This window comes from Celeribacter sp. ULVN23_4 (assembly GCF_054788345.1).
Map to the genome: position 1 here is coordinate 271,014 of NZ_JBTVYO010000003.1, position 13,804 is coordinate 284,817.

At 58.6% G+C, this 13,804-nt stretch carries 16 protein-coding genes; 3 read left to right on the forward strand and 13 right to left on the reverse strand.

From position 1 onward, the window contains the following. Positions 1-25: 25 nt before the first annotated feature. The 7 genes from ACYBHZ_RS10130 to ACYBHZ_RS10160 all read right to left on the reverse strand — a co-directional run bounded on the left by ACYBHZ_RS10130 (position 26) and on the right by ACYBHZ_RS10160 (position 5,527). Entirely contained in the window at positions 26-1,279 is a 1,254-nt protein-coding gene (locus tag ACYBHZ_RS10130; RefSeq protein ID WP_460274154.1) for an AAA family ATPase, read from the reverse strand. A 208-nt stretch (positions 1,280-1,487) separates the two neighbouring features. Next, positions 1,488-2,141 carry an OmpA family protein gene (locus ACYBHZ_RS10135; protein WP_460274155.1) on the reverse strand — a complete coding sequence of 218 codons (654 nt, stop codon included), beginning with the start codon at positions 2,139-2,141 and terminating at the stop codon, positions 1,488-1,490. 4 nt (positions 2,142-2,145) lie between these two features. Further along, on the reverse strand, positions 2,146-3,516 hold the full coding sequence (locus ACYBHZ_RS10140; protein WP_460274156.1) for a type II and III secretion system protein family protein: 1,371 nt from the start codon (positions 3,514-3,516) through the stop codon (positions 2,146-2,148). Between the two features lie 258 nt (positions 3,517-3,774). Beyond that, positions 3,775-4,617, reverse strand: a complete 843-nt coding sequence (gene cpaB, locus ACYBHZ_RS10145) for a Flp pilus assembly protein CpaB (RefSeq protein ID WP_460274157.1) — start codon at positions 4,615-4,617, stop codon at positions 3,775-3,777. A 269-nt stretch (positions 4,618-4,886) separates the two neighbouring features. After that, positions 4,887-5,078, reverse strand: a complete 192-nt coding sequence (locus ACYBHZ_RS10150) for a hypothetical protein (protein ID WP_460274158.1) — start codon at positions 5,076-5,078, stop codon at positions 4,887-4,889. Between the two features lie 29 nt (positions 5,079-5,107). Then, positions 5,108-5,302, reverse strand: coding sequence for a Flp family type IVb pilin (locus ACYBHZ_RS10155; RefSeq protein ID WP_460274159.1), 195 nt, complete (start codon positions 5,300-5,302; stop codon positions 5,108-5,110). Between the two features lie 30 nt (positions 5,303-5,332). Beyond that, a complete protein-coding gene (locus ACYBHZ_RS10160; protein WP_460274160.1) occupies positions 5,333-5,527 on the reverse strand; it encodes a Flp family type IVb pilin in 195 nt (64 codons plus the stop codon). A 385-nt stretch (positions 5,528-5,912) separates the two neighbouring features. On the opposite strand from ACYBHZ_RS10160, the gene ACYBHZ_RS10165 reads away from it, so the two are divergent. Further along, entirely contained in the window at positions 5,913-6,767 is an 855-nt protein-coding gene (locus ACYBHZ_RS10165; protein WP_460274161.1) for a lytic transglycosylase domain-containing protein, read from the forward strand. 33 nt (positions 6,768-6,800) lie between these two features. On the opposite strand, the gene ACYBHZ_RS10170 is transcribed toward ACYBHZ_RS10165, so the two are convergent. The 6 genes from ACYBHZ_RS10170 to ACYBHZ_RS10195 all read right to left on the reverse strand — a co-directional run bounded on the left by ACYBHZ_RS10170 (position 6,801) and on the right by ACYBHZ_RS10195 (position 12,299). Further along, positions 6,801-7,538 carry an SDR family oxidoreductase gene (locus tag ACYBHZ_RS10170; protein WP_460274162.1) on the reverse strand — a complete coding sequence of 246 codons (738 nt, stop codon included), beginning with the start codon at positions 7,536-7,538 and terminating at the stop codon, positions 6,801-6,803. A gap of 1 nt (position 7,539) precedes the next feature. Then, positions 7,540-8,853: an FAD-binding oxidoreductase gene (locus ACYBHZ_RS10175; RefSeq protein WP_460274163.1), complete on the reverse strand. Its 1,314-nt coding sequence runs from the start codon at positions 8,851-8,853 to the stop codon at positions 7,540-7,542. Positions 8,854-9,070: 217 nt separating this feature from the next. Then, a complete protein-coding gene (locus tag ACYBHZ_RS10180; RefSeq protein ID WP_460274164.1) occupies positions 9,071-9,715 on the reverse strand; it encodes a 3-oxoacid CoA-transferase subunit B in 645 nt (214 codons plus the stop codon). A 20-nt stretch (positions 9,716-9,735) separates the two neighbouring features. Next, the gene (locus ACYBHZ_RS10185; protein WP_460274165.1) at positions 9,736-10,527 is read right to left on the reverse strand and encodes a hypothetical protein; all 792 of its coding nucleotides are present in this window, start codon (positions 10,525-10,527) and stop codon (positions 9,736-9,738) included. Beyond that, entirely contained in the window at positions 10,524-11,585 is a 1,062-nt protein-coding gene (locus ACYBHZ_RS10190) for a GSCFA domain-containing protein (RefSeq protein WP_460274166.1), read from the reverse strand. The genes ACYBHZ_RS10185 and ACYBHZ_RS10190 overlap by 4 nt, the downstream gene beginning before the upstream one ends. A 9-nt stretch (positions 11,586-11,594) precedes the next feature. Next, positions 11,595-12,299: a CoA transferase subunit A gene (locus ACYBHZ_RS10195; protein WP_460274167.1), complete on the reverse strand. Its 705-nt coding sequence runs from the start codon at positions 12,297-12,299 to the stop codon at positions 11,595-11,597. 234 nt (positions 12,300-12,533) lie between these two features. Between ACYBHZ_RS10195 and ACYBHZ_RS10200 the strand changes: the two genes are divergently transcribed. Then, on the forward strand, positions 12,534-13,433 hold the full coding sequence (locus tag ACYBHZ_RS10200; RefSeq protein WP_460274168.1) for an MBL fold metallo-hydrolase: 900 nt from the start codon (positions 12,534-12,536) through the stop codon (positions 13,431-13,433). 99 nt (positions 13,434-13,532) lie between these two features. Then, a complete protein-coding gene (locus ACYBHZ_RS10205) occupies positions 13,533-13,760 on the forward strand; it encodes a hypothetical protein (RefSeq protein ID WP_460274169.1) in 228 nt (75 codons plus the stop codon). The last annotated feature ends 44 nt before the right edge of the window (positions 13,761-13,804 follow it).

A 13,804-nucleotide genomic window follows, 5' to 3' on the forward strand; every position in this document is an offset into this window, starting at 1 on the left:
TTACCTCATGCCCCTGATGAAAAGGTTATTGTGCCGCCTCAAGATGCTCGGATTGCCGTGCATGGATCGATGCAGCGAGTTTTTGGATTTCCTTGCGAAGCGGGTTCTTCGCTGCCTCGATGCCAAGCGGCATGCCCTGATCGCAGGCTTCCCGGACAGGGCGCCCCCCATCGGGGAATTGCACGTCGATGGCGATTTCGAGGTTCTCCGCCATGCGCTTGAGACGTGCCTTTGCAGAGAGATCCATCGCCTTCGGAGCCCGGTTCAGCAGAAAGCGCATCTTCTCAAAGGGAAGCTCTTCTGCTCGCAGAGCATTGCGCAGGCGCAGGATGTTTTGGGCCGAACGCAGATCCAGCTCAATCGGCGCGAAATAGAATTCGGCGGCGTTCAACACCGTTTCGGTCCAGCTCACGAGCGTCATCGGCATGTCGATGATGATGTAATCGAAATGCTTGCGGCCCATTTCGAGCAGGCGCTCGACATCGGGGGCCTCAATGAAATCGAGCGGCAGGATTTCCGGCGGAGCCGTCAGAACGGAAACTTTGTCGTTGAAATTCATCAACGCGCCCTTGAACGAGTCGTCATCCATCATTTCCGTGGAGGACAGCAATTCGTAGACCGCATTGCGACGGGGCAGGTCGAGATAGGTCGAGACCGAGCCGTATTGCAGGCTGAAATCCATCAAAAGCACGCGCGGTTGCGGCCCCTTTTTCTCGATATTGGCAAGTTCCCAGGCGAGGTTGACCGCGATGGTCGTCGCTCCTGCGCCGCCTGCGATGGATTGGACCGGCAGGATGATGCCATTGGCGCGACCGCCTGAGGCTTGTGCCGACGCGTTCGGATCGACGAAATCGGCGGCAGGCACCTTGCGCGGTTCATCGAGCCGTTTGATCGCCTCATGCAGCGCGTTCTCCGGGATCGGGTAGGGAATGAAATCCTCCGCGCCAAGCTGCAAGAGCTGGTGTAGGGCCATTGGCGAGACTTCATCAGCGATCAAGATCACCTTAATATTCTGTGCTTTAGCCGACTTGATGATGTCGGCGATCATGGCGAGCAGCGTCTCGTCTTCGCTGTCCAGCGCAATTGTCACGAATTTCAAGCCACCGCTTTCCGGCTGGCGCAGGAAAAGCCGTGCATCTTCAAAGGAGAGATCCCCCCAGGCTTCGCCCAGTTCGGTCTCCATATCTTCGATCAAGAGATCGAAGTTCTGAACGTCCCGGCTGATCGTACAAGCCACAAGCTGGGCCGGTTCGTTTTGCAATAGAGCTTCACTCGTCATTGCTCAAAGCGTCCTTTTTCTCGAACGACAGGTTTTCAAGCCGCCAAGCTATTTCAAAAAGAAAGACCCGGCCCTTACTCCCCTGACGCGTTTGCCCGACTCAAGTGACGGACATACTGCTCCCATTGAGGGTAAGGTGCCGGGCTATTGGGGCAACAATGGGGCCGAAATCGCGTAATAATTCGCTATTCGGAGACGATCACACGGATTATTCGGTGAGTGTGCTTGTTGCTTCAACTGTGGGCTGCGAAACTGCGCTTTCAATGTAATCGCGGTGAACCACTTCGGCATATTTGCCATCCATGATCAGCTTCGAATTTTCCACGAAACCGGACACTTCGGTCACAGTGCGGCGGTTCTTGCGTTCCGGGTTCTGTGTCACGATGAGCGGTTGCGTTTCGCCATAGGACACCATCGCTTCAAGCCGCGAGCGGGAGATCCCGTTGCGGGCCAGTTCGGACACCACCGCCTGCGCCCGTTTCAGGCCAAGCGACTTGTTGTAGGCGTTGGAACCGACAAGATCGGTGTGACCGTAAACGCGGAAGCGAACTTCCGGGAATTGCGCCATGAAATGCGCCTGTTTGCGGATCGCGTCCCGCGCGGCGCCGTCGAGCATGGCCGAGTTGAACTCGAAGTTCACGGTAGAAGGCACGGTCGCGGCGAAGCGTTCGTTCAGGTCGATGACATAGTTCAACTGTCCGGTTTGAACGAGGGTGTTGTTCATCGTGGCATTGCCGAAGGTGCCTTGGTCAAGATAGCCGCCGGCTTCCTGATACCAGGAGGAGAAAACCTTCTGATCGGAACAGGCACCGAGAGCGAGAAGGGCGGAGCCCGCGAGGGTCAGTTTCAAAGTGTTCCGCATGTCCTTACTCCATCACATAGCCATAGGAGCCGGAGAAGTCTTGTTTCGCCACTTCGGCCGCCCCGCCTTTTTTGGGAGCCGAGACGCCACCCAAAGTTTTGCCGAACAGGAACATTTCGCTTTCGGTCGGAATTTTCACGCGATCGGTCGGTAGGGCGAGCGCAAGACCGTTTGTCGGGGTGACAAGATGCGGGGTGACGATGATCACAAGTTCGGACTGGCTGCGTTCATAATCCGTCGAGCGGAACAAAGCGCCGAGCACCGGGATATCGCCCAACCATGGGACTTGGCCCACAAGGTCTTCGAAATCGTCTTGCAGAAGCCCGGCGATAGCAAAGCTTTGTCCGTCGCGCAGTTCCACCGTTGTGGAAGTTTCGCGGCGTTTGAAGGAGTTCAGTGTGAAACCATCTATCGTGTAGTTGACGGTGGAATCGATGCCGGACACGGCGGCTTTCATTTCCAGATTGATCTGGTCGCCGTTGATCACCCGCGGGATGAACTCGAGCTCGACGCCGAAGGGTTTGTATTCGATGGTGATGCCGTCATCGTCGGACACCGGGATCGGATATTCGCCGCCCGCGAGGAATTTGGCTTGTTGCCCCGACAGTGCCGTCAGGTTCGGTTCGGCCAGGGTGCGGGACACGCCTTTTTCTTCCATGGCTTCGAGAAGCACGGAGAGTTCCGTATCGCCGAGCGTGCCGGTGAAGGAAAATTGCCCTTGCCCGTTGCCGGAGCCGGAGGCCCCGAGTGTTGAACTGCTGGAACCGTCATTGCCGCCATATGTGACGCCGAGAGAGGAGGACAGGTTTTTCGAAACGGAGCGAGACATTTCCGCGAACCGCACTTTGAGCATGACCTGCTGCGTGCCGCCAATGTTCATCATGTTCGAGACGCGGCCGGGAGCATAGCGCTCCGCCAACTCGTTGGCGCGATCCATCATCGCGATGGAAGAAACCGTGCCGGACAGCACGATGCCGTCATTGGCGGTCCGGACCTCGATTTTTTCATTCGGCATGATCTGACGCAGACGTTCCTTGAACTCGGTCACATCCGGAGTGACTTGAATCTGAACATTGGTGATCAGGGATCCGTCCGGCGCAAGAAGCGTCATGGTCGTCATGCCGGGGGTGCGTCCGAGAACATAGATGGATGTTTCGGAGAGAGTGGAAATATCTGCGATATCCGCGTTGGCGACTGAAATCTCCGCGAATGGTTCATCGCTTTCGACAACTACGGCCCTGTTCATGGGGACGTTCAGGACCCCAGAAGGCGCGCCGGTCAGGACGCGGAGCTTGTCAGCAAATGCCCCGTGCGGGGTTGCACCGATAAAGGCGAACCCAAGTAGAGCTGCCTTGAATAAATTCAACATTTTCATGTGATCCTGCCTCTGTCGACCACGCCTCAAATCATCGGGTTCTTTCCGACCCATTTTCGACGACCATGCTTTAATTTGAGATTTTTTGCAAGAATCAATCTCTTGGCCGCCATTTATGATGTGGATAAGTCACAATTCTCGGGGGTGGAATGCACGCTCCTGAGAGAGCAAGTCTTTGAACCAATCCATAAAAAGACCGGACAGAGGCATAATCCCCCATCCGGTTTCCGGCTGCTACTGAACTTGCGATAAATGGCCTCACTCGGGGCAAGGCACCGGCGTGTCGATGATGTTACCACCCTTGCGCGTGCGGACTGTGCAGACCTTTTCCCTTGGGGCTTCGATGGCCGCCTCCTGCGAAATTCCGAAAAGCGTGTTTTTATCGATCTCGACATTGCTCACGACCGTATCATCGTAGCGCCCGACGAGAGCGAGGGACAGGCGACCGGTGCTTTGCGCCGTGGCAAGGGCCGCAACCTGCGTGGGGGTGGCTTCAACAGTCACTGTACGCGCGATGCTGGCGGTCTGGCGCTCACTGTTCGAGGTTTGATCAACCGCGACGAGCGGGATGGCCGCTTGGATGAGCTTTGTCACTTCACCGCCGGAGTTCGGAAGGCGGCCGGTCCAATAGACATCAACGCGGTCACCCGGGTGCAATAGCCCCGACACCCCGGTCGTCACGTCAACTCGGATCGCGAAAGCGCGCATGCCTTTGTTCAGGCGTGCCGCCACGCCGGCGCTTTCGCCGGGCTCGGTCACCTTCACGGCAAGCAGGGGCTCCATCGCTTCGATTGATCGCAGGGCGCGGCGCGGAGTTTCAGGACCTTCCGGGAAAATTTCCTCTTCGCTATGGAAAACACCCTTGGGCATGGCTTCCACGGGCCAGCGGACCTTTTTCACCATTTCAGGAAGAATTGCATCGCCATAAGCCAGAGGCTTCGTTGCGATAAAGATTTCTTCGGTCTGGATTATATTGTTCCGCATCGCCTTTTCGCGGTTCAACTCGGCCTGATAGGTCGACAGATACCCGCGGGTCATATGGACAGCAAAGCCCGCGAGAGCTACGCCGATCACCAGCACCAATCCGAAAATAATACGCATCACTTTTCCTCTGCTTGCGTGCATGAATACCGGAGCTCGGCGCATGCAATTGCGAACATTTGCTCAACTTTCCATCAGAATGCGGCGATTTGGTGGTCATGTCGCGGCGCATGAATGAATTCTTGCGAATTCGTAGACAAAGGTGGACTTGTTGAGTTTTTGTCCACATCTTGTCGGGCTTTTCTCATCCGACAACAAAGGGGAAAGCCGCACCCTATCTAGAGGGCGCGGCTTTTAATGTTTGCCTTTCGGCGCTCTGCCATCACCGTTCAGTAGTAAATCACGGTACGCGCTACGAGGTCTTGAGAGCCATCTGCGGTAAGATCTTTGCTCCCGCTTGCAACAGTTCCCAAAATAGCGATGCCGAGGCTCACAACGGCAGTGGTCAGGACAACCCAGTCAACGGTCACAGAAGCTTCTTCGTCGCGAGAGAATTCATTTGCGAGTTTGAAGGGCTTCATTGCTTCGTCACCGTGTCAGGGAGGGCGGATCAATACGTGGTGATCACGTCACGACCGGCGAGGTCGGAGGAGATCGCTTCGCCCAGAGATTTGGTGCCGGAAGCAACGGTGGTCAGAACGGCGATGCCGAGGCCCACAACGGCAGAGGTCAGAACTACCCAGTCAACGGTCACAGCACCGTCTTCGTCGCGGGAGAATTTGTTGGAAAGTTTGAAGAATTTCATAGCTTTTGCTCCGAATAAGAGTTGCGCGAATTAGTAGGTGGTGATCACGTCACGACCGGCGAGGTCGGAGGAGATCGCTTCGCCCAGAGATTTGGTGCCGGAAGCAACGGTGGTCAGAACGGCGATGCCGAGGCCCACGACGGCAGAGGTCAGAACAACCCAGTCAACGGTCACAGCACCGTCTTCATCGCGGGAGAATTTGTTGGCGAGTTTGAAGAATTTCATTTGGTATCCCTCCAAGGATGTATTCAGCTCAGTTTCCACGTCTTAGCGGTGCGGAGCTTGGCGTTTCCCTAGCCAGACTGCTCTTTCTCGCTTTCGATGAGCCTATATGGCCGTTTAACTGGGGCGAGAGTTGGGCAGCATTGGTACGATTTTGGAAACGCCATGGTTTATGAGGGGTTTCATGTTAACTTGCTGTTAATAAATGATAAAAATATTAACGAATTTCGCAAAAAATGCTTTGTTGGCGTTTGGAGGGGCCGGTTCGGCCCACATCAGGCGGTCGAATCGTCCAAAATTCTGGTTTTAAAGACAGTTTTTTGCGAGACTGGGACCAAGAGCGGCTCGAACAGCTCACATAGAATCGTCCCGAAAGAGCAGTATGATCATGACATTTTTTCTGCGGCGCGCTGGGGCTTTGGCCCTGATTGCGTCTCTGGCCTGCACCGTTTCATTCTCCCCTTTGATGGCGGAAGAGGCCAGTGATCCGCCGCCCTGGCCGGAGGTGCGCCCGAAACGGATCGGCGTTCCCACGCAAGGGGCCGGTTCCTTAATTAATGTACAGATACGGCCCGGCGCGAAAACGGTTAAGCCGCCGTCGAAACCCTCTGCACAAGTCGCGCCTGCGGATGAGGCTGCGGTGAATTTGCTGAATTGGTATTGGGATGCGGTGCCGCATGATTTGGCGGGAGCGGGGCCGGAGCGCTTTGTCGCGGCTTTGGCGGCGCTCGAACTTGAACCGGGTAAAACGATACCACGCCCGTCATTTCAGCATGTGACCGATCTGGCCAACCGCTACGGCTCTGCACTGTTGCTGCATTCGATCGGGACGAAGGTCAGCCCGGCCTTGGCGCTCGCCGTGATGGCAGTCGAGTCGTCAGGCCATGAGACGGCGGTCAGTGGTGCGGGCGCAGAGGGGCTGATGCAGCTCATTCCGGCAACGGCGGAGCGGTTCGGGGTCGATGCGTCCGATCCGGATCAGAACATTCAGGGTGGGATCGCTTATCTCGACTGGCTGTTGAAGGAATTCAACGGCGATCTGGCGCTGGCGCTTGCGGGTTACAATGCCGGGGAGAACGCCGTGAAGGCCAACAATGGCCCGCCGCCCTATGCAGAGACGCGGGCCTATGTCCCGAAAGTGCTTGCAGCTTGGGACGTCGCCAAGCGGCTGTGCCTGACCCAACCCGATCTCTATTCGGACGGCTGCGTCTTCGCGACCAACGCAGTGCGGGCGCAGAACTGACGCAAATGAAAAGAGGCCCGCAGGCCCCTTTGCTCAGATCGACATTTTCTTGAAAATGAATTCCGGGATGTGCCGGATGATGAGCATGATGTAGCGCCAGAAGAATGGCGTATAGATCACGTTCTTCTTTTTGCGCACCGCCTTGAGAATGTCTTTGGCGACGGCTGCCGGAGTGGCGACAAGGAACATGCCTTCGATGCCCCAGGTCATGGCGGTATCGACGAAGCCGGGCTTCACCGTCACCACATGCCCGCCGGAACGGGTCAGCCGGTTGCGCAGGCCGGACAAATACGTGGCGAATCCTGCTTTTGCGGAGCCGTAAACGTAATTGCCGATCCGTCCCCGGTCGCCCGCGACGGAGGTCACGCCCACGACCGTGCCCTGTCCGCGCTCTTCCATATGCGGGGCGAGCAGGGAGAGGAAGCTCGCTGGGCCGATATGGCTGTCCTGCACCACGCCGTCGATCAGCGTGGGGTCGGCGTCAATGGCGGATTGTTCGGGCATGGAGCCGACGAACACGGCGCAGTTGATCTCGCCTTCCTCAGATGTGGCGCGGGTGATGATCGGTGCGAAAGTGGCGCTGTCACGAGCGTCAAAGGGGAGTGCTTCCGCCTTGGCGGCCCCGCGTGCGAGACAATCTGCGGCTGTGGCGGAGAGATCGTCCATGTCGCGCCCGCATAACAGGAGCGTCGCGCCGTCCTCGGCCAACTGTCGTGCCATGGCGCGAGCCATCGAGGAGGTGGCGCCAAGTATAATCCAAGTGTGCTGCATGTCAGAGAGCCTCCCCGCGCAATTTCAATCGCCGCACGAGATCGGTCTCAAGCGTACGCTCGGGGTCGGCCGCATTGGCCGCATTGGCCCAAAGGTCCTGATCCGGGTACATGCCCTTGATCTGGGCGGCATCGGCGACGCCGTCCTTGGCAAAGTAAATCCGGCCATCTGCGTCTTGTGTCATCTGGGTCAGCTCAGAAATCAGGTCCTCTGCGCTGTCGCGGTTCGGGAAGTCGATGGCAAGTGTGTAGCCTTCCATCGGGAAGGACATATAGCCGCCACGGCCCGCTCCCATCTTTTTGAGCACGGCAAGCGGCGAACACAGATGAGAGGCGCTGATCTTTTCCAGCATTGCGCGCAGCACATCTACGCGGTCCACCGGGACGACGCATTGGAACTGGTTGAAGCCGCGTTTGCCGTAGAGGCGGTTCCAGTCATGGATCGCATCGAGTGGGAACAGCACCTTGCTGATCGGCTTGACGGAAGTCCGGCCCTCAACTGGAACCTTGCGGTAATAGAGGGCATTGAACAGGCGTACGATGGGGCTTGAAAGCGCGAAACCGGGCGCATTCATCGGCACGGAGAGCGACCCTTTGCCGGAGGTGTCTTTGCCAGCCACCAGTTCGCTTTCCTCAAGGATGCCGCGGCCAAGCTGATCGCCCGTCGCGGTGCCGTCGATCCAGCCAACCGTGTAGGGCGTCTTGCTCTCGTCAAAAGCGCGCAGGAAAGCGTCGAGGTTTTCGAGCCGGCGTTCCGTGAGGCGCATCATTTCGCCGGGGCAGGACATGAGTTGCAAGGTCGCCTTGGCGATCACACCGGTCTGGCCGAGCCCGCCGATGGTCGCTTGCCAAATCTCGCCGCTCTCCGGCGTGATCGTGAGGGAGGTCTCGCCTTGCAGAAGGGTGATCTCGGTCACGTGCTGGCCGAAGGTGCCTTCTGTGTGGTGGTTCTTGCCGTGCACGTCATTGGCGATACAGCCACCGACCGTGGCAAATCCGGTGCCCGGCATCACGGGCGGCAACCAGCCTTCCGGGGCGCTGACGCGCGCCAGATCGCCGATCGGCAAGCCCGCTTCGACCGTCACGAGGCCGGTTTCGACGTCAAAGGATAGGACTCGGTCGAGGCGGGACATGTCATAGGAGGCACCGCTGTCATTGAGAGCGACATCACCATAGGACCGACGCAGCCCATAGGCCGGGGCGGGGCGCTGAGCCACATCGCGGAGAAGCGCGGATTGACGTTCGGGGCGGGCAACCTCGCCAGACGCGGTGCGCGCGCGGCCCCAGCCTGCATAGATGAGTTTATTCCAAGCCATAGGGCATGTCCTGTCGGCGAAGGGTTGGCGACTGCTCTGTGATCATTGTCTTTGACCTTGTTTGCGTTGCCTTGGAGTTAAAAAACAATTTAGGCGAGAATATGATGCTGTTTCGAAATTTCGAACAATATTTCCGCATGATTTGGCGTGAAAAAAGCGCGGCCTGATCTGGGCCGCGCTTGATGATTATGGTGATGACGCCAATCGGATCAGCGTCTCAGTCGACGATGGTTGCCTCGGTCGCTGCACGCAGGTCCGCTTCGGTCACGCCGTCGGCGAGCTCGACGATTTTCAACCCGCCTTCGACCACATCGAGAACGCCCAGATTGGTGATCACCCGGTCCACCACGCCCTGACCTGTCAGCGGGAGGGTGCATTCATGCAGGAGTTTCGACACGCCGTGTTTGTTGGTGTGATCCATCACCACGACCACACGACCAACGCCCGCAACCAGATCCATCGCACCGCCCATGCCCTTCACGAGCTTGCCGGGGATCATCCAGTTCGCCAGATCGCCTTTCTCATCCACTTCCATCGCGCCGAGGATCGCCATGGCAATCTTGCCGCCGCGGATCATGCCGAAGGAAAAGGAACTGTCGAAATAGGCGGTGTTGGGCAACTCGGTGATGGTCTGCTTGCCCGCGTTGATCAGATCCGCGTCTTCGTCGCCCTCATAGGGGAACGGCCCCATGCCGAGCATGCCGTTTTCCGACTGAAGCGTCACGGTGACGCCTTCGGGGATGAAGTTCGGCACCAGCGTCGGGATCCCGATCCCGAGGTTCACATAGGTGCCGTCTTCCAGCTCCTGCGCGGCGCGTGCCGCCATTTGGTTGCGATCCCAGCCATTGGTTTTCTCGGCCATGTTTTCTCCTCCATTATCTCTCAATCCGCGAGCGCGTCTGCGCCTTCGGGGCAAAGTCCAAGGCGGCTTTCTGCAAAGGCGCAGAAAACCTGCCATCCGTAATCCGCATTCATATGACGATGGTCGGTGGCGCCGGGGCCAGCTTCCGAGTCGGTGCCGGGGCGGGCGTAGCGATCTGCGGTCATGAACTGGCTGGCGCGTGTCTCCTGCGGTTGCAGCATCACGTCGAGCCCCACCGTCGCCATTTCTTCGGTGATCATCGTCTCATAGCGCTGCATCCAGAGCGCGCCATGCGGACGCTTGCGCAAGGCGGCGAGGGCAAACTCATGTCCGGGCCCCGGCGCGACCGAGCGGGCGAGCGGGTAGGGGGCGGGCAGGAAGCAATGGCGCGGGTCCGCACCGAACCGATCCAGCAACATCTCGGCGCGTTGCCGCACCAGTCCGCGCAGCATCTCGCAGGCGGCCGCCTCTGAGAGAAACGCGCGTTTGGTGCGTTCCGGCTCTTCAAGCACGTCATGAAACACCAAAAGCCGCATCGCATGGTTCAGCGTGTAGCGCTCGCCGACATGAAGGATGCGGGTGAAGCGCGTGCAATCAATCTCGTTGCGCTCCATCCAAGCCAGTTGGTGCGACGCATCTTCTGGGGCGCGGAACACGCCGTCTTCATACCGCGCCGCGCTGTAGATCAGGCCGGGCAGGCCGAAATAGGTCACGTCGAGCGAGGGGAAGGCCTCTGCGATCTGGGCGCGCGTCGCGTAGAACGCGCCCGTGTGCGAGGTGCCGATGACGAGGATGTTGGTTTTCTCACTCATGTGCGGCTCGCCTCGATCAGGGCATCTTCGCAGACAAGATCGGCCTGTTCCAAGCCGTGATCTTGAGCCGGAGCTGCGTGGTCAGGGGCGTTCTCGCCGGTCTTATGATCAGGGTCATGGGCAGAGAAGAACATGCGCATCGCGGCGGCGACGCCCTCTTCGGTCACGGAGCGCAGGTTGTCTTTGTAGAACCTTCCCTGTGCCGCCGGGTTGGTCACAAGTTCATATGATGGGAAATAATCGACATTGTCGTATTTCCCAGCCACCTCCCCGGCTGCGGCGCGAAGCGTGGCCTTGGAATAGCTCGTCGCCGCCATCACATGCCCGCCCGTCGCGGTGGCGGTCAGGGGCACTGGCGAGACCGTGAGCAGGATGCGGATGTCGGGGCGGAGCGCCATTAGGCGCCCACGCAATTCCTCAAGATCGTCGCGCATTTCCGGCAGGCTGAAATTGTGAAAGTCAAAGACCTCGGGATCATAATGCCCGGCCAACGTGCCGGGGGCTGTGGGGTAGACCGTGCCGGTGTCGCGATGGAACCAGACCTCGGTGAGACCGAGCGTGAAGATGAACACATCGGCCCGGCGCACCGCCCGCATCACCCGCCGCAAATGCACGGCGCGCGCTTCGAGCACATGCTCAGGTGTGGTCAAGCCGTGGGGTTCGACATTCGGGCGCTGGGCGTCGACATATCGCCCATCCTTTTCCCAGACCGGCTCGGCGGGTTTGACCTGCCCTTGGGCTTCACGCAAAAGCTGCACCATCTGCCGCACGGTGTAGATATTGCCGTAGCGCGCAGAATAGAGCGCATAGCCGTAACGGTTGAGCACATCGCGCGGGAAGGGGCCGTTCGGGGTTTCCGTGTCGATCACCGTCCAGTCGCGGGTGACGAGAGTGCGGTGGACATGCTGCGCGAAACAACTGCCTGCGGTCATGATCCGGTCGCGCGGTGTGATCGGGAATTTGGGCACAAACAGACCGTTGATCGCCGTGGGGTCTGCCTCGGCAACGCCGCTCCGCCAAAAGGCGGAGCCGGGCAAATAATCGTATGGGGTGCCCAAAACGCGCCTTTACGCCGCCGGACGCGGACGGGTGGTGCGTTGCTCGATGCGCTTTTCGTGTGCGCCTTGAATGACGCGGTGCACGTAGACGCCGGGCAGGTGGATGCAATCCGGGTCGAGCGAGCCGGTCGGCACGATCTCTTCGACTTCCATGATGCAGACCTTGCCGCACATCGCGGCCGGCGGGTTGAAGTTGCGCGCGGTCTTGCGGAACACGGCATTGCCCGTCTCGTCGGCTTTCCACGCTTTCACGATGGAAATATCCGCGAAAATGCCCTCTTCGAGGATATAGGTCTCGCCGCCGAAGTCTTTGTGTTCCTTGCCGTCCGCGATCACCGTGCCGACGCCGGTTTTGGTGTAAAAGCCGGGGATGCCAGCGCCCGCCGCGCGCATGCGTTCGGCCAAGGTGCCTTGCGGGTTGAACTCAAGCTCCAGCTCGCCGGACAGGTATTGCCGCATGAACTCGGCGTTCTCCCCGACGTAGGAAGAGATCATCTTCTTGATCTGGCGGGTTTCCAACAGTTTGCCGAGGCCAAATCCATCAACGCCCGCGTTGTTGGACGCAATGGTCAGATCCTTGACGCCGCTTTCGACAATGGCGTCGATCAGCAATTCCGGAATGCCGCAAAGACCAAATCCACCGGACGCGATCAACATTCCATCTTGCAACAAGCCGTCGAGGGCCTCTGCTGCTGATCCGTATACTTTCTTCATGTCACTCCTCCCGGAAATTTCAAAATTCCTCGGACAAACTAAATCGGGTTCTGCCCCTGCAAGTCAATCATATGCTGCACTGCAACGCATGAGGTTCAGAATGCGAACTTTTTGTGCGCAGTTTGCCCTGCGGCAAAATGGCTTACTGTTTTGGTCGGACTTGAGGCTCGCTGGCGGGCGCATTAAATTCAAAAATAAGAATACGAATGCAACGCACAGAGAGGGAGAACCCCCATGCAATTTTTCGCCGCGTCCGACAACCCCGCAAGCCCCGATGTCGCCGCTTTCTACGAGGAGGTGACCGGATCATGGCAATATGTGGTCTCTGACCCGAGAACCAAAGCCGCCGCGATCATTGATCCGGTGCTCGATTTCGATGCCGCCGCTGGCGCGACTTGGACCGATAGCGCCGATGAGATTCTCGCATATGTGAACGAGAAGGGACTGAACGTCCTGTGGGTGCTCGACACCCATCCACATGCGGACCACTTTTCATCCGCGCCCTATCTGGCCGAAAAGCTGAAAGCACCGCAGGCCATCGGGCGCAAAGTGCTCGACGTCCAGAACATCTGGGCCGATCTTTATGCCGACGACAGCCTCAAGAACCGCGACGATTACTGGGACCGCCTGTTCGAGCCCGGCGATGAGTTCGGTATCGGCAGCCTGACCGCCAAAGTGATTCTCTCGACCGGTCACACACTGGCGTCGATTTCCTATGTGATCGGCGATGCGGTCTTTGCTCATGATACCTTTATGGTGCCCGACAGCGGCACATCGCGCGCGGACTTCCCGGGCGGCTCTTCCGAGGAGCTTTGGGACAGTTTGCAGACCATTCTGGCGATGTCCGGCGATACCCGCGTATTCGTGGGGCACGATTACCGCAAAGGCGGTCGTGAAGAGGCCTGTATGGCGACGGTGGCGGAGCATAAGGCCTCGAATATTCACGTGAAAGACGGGATCAGCAAAGCGGAGTTCATCGCGGCGCGCGACGCCCGCGACGCCACGCTGCCTTTGCCGAAACAGATGCTCTATGCGCTTCAGATCAACATCCGGGGCGGGCGTTTGCCGGAGCCGGATGAGAAAGGGCGGGCCGTGCTGCGCATTCCGCTCAACCGCTTCGAGCCGAAACGCTGATCGGCGAAAAGGCGCTCCACTGCGGAGCGCCTTTGCTATTTTGTTAGGAAACTGCGTAACCTTTCCAAATGAGCATACTTTCCAGGGGAGGAGAACATTATGTCTCAGCTGTATTCCATCGACCGTGGCAACCATATTTTCTCGAAGAGCGGCACCTTCGAAGGCATGATCGCAAAAGACGCGGTGATCGAGGAGGGCGTTGAACTGACGCTCAAAGGCTCGATCGGCGGCAATGTGATCGTCAAGCCCGGCGCGGAGCTTTATCTCAAGGCCAGCGTGGGCGGCTGCATCCGCAATCTCGGCGGGCGGCTTCATCCGGCAAGCTGATCTCAGCAAAGAAAAAGGGCGCTCCGGAGCGCCCTTTTGTATCT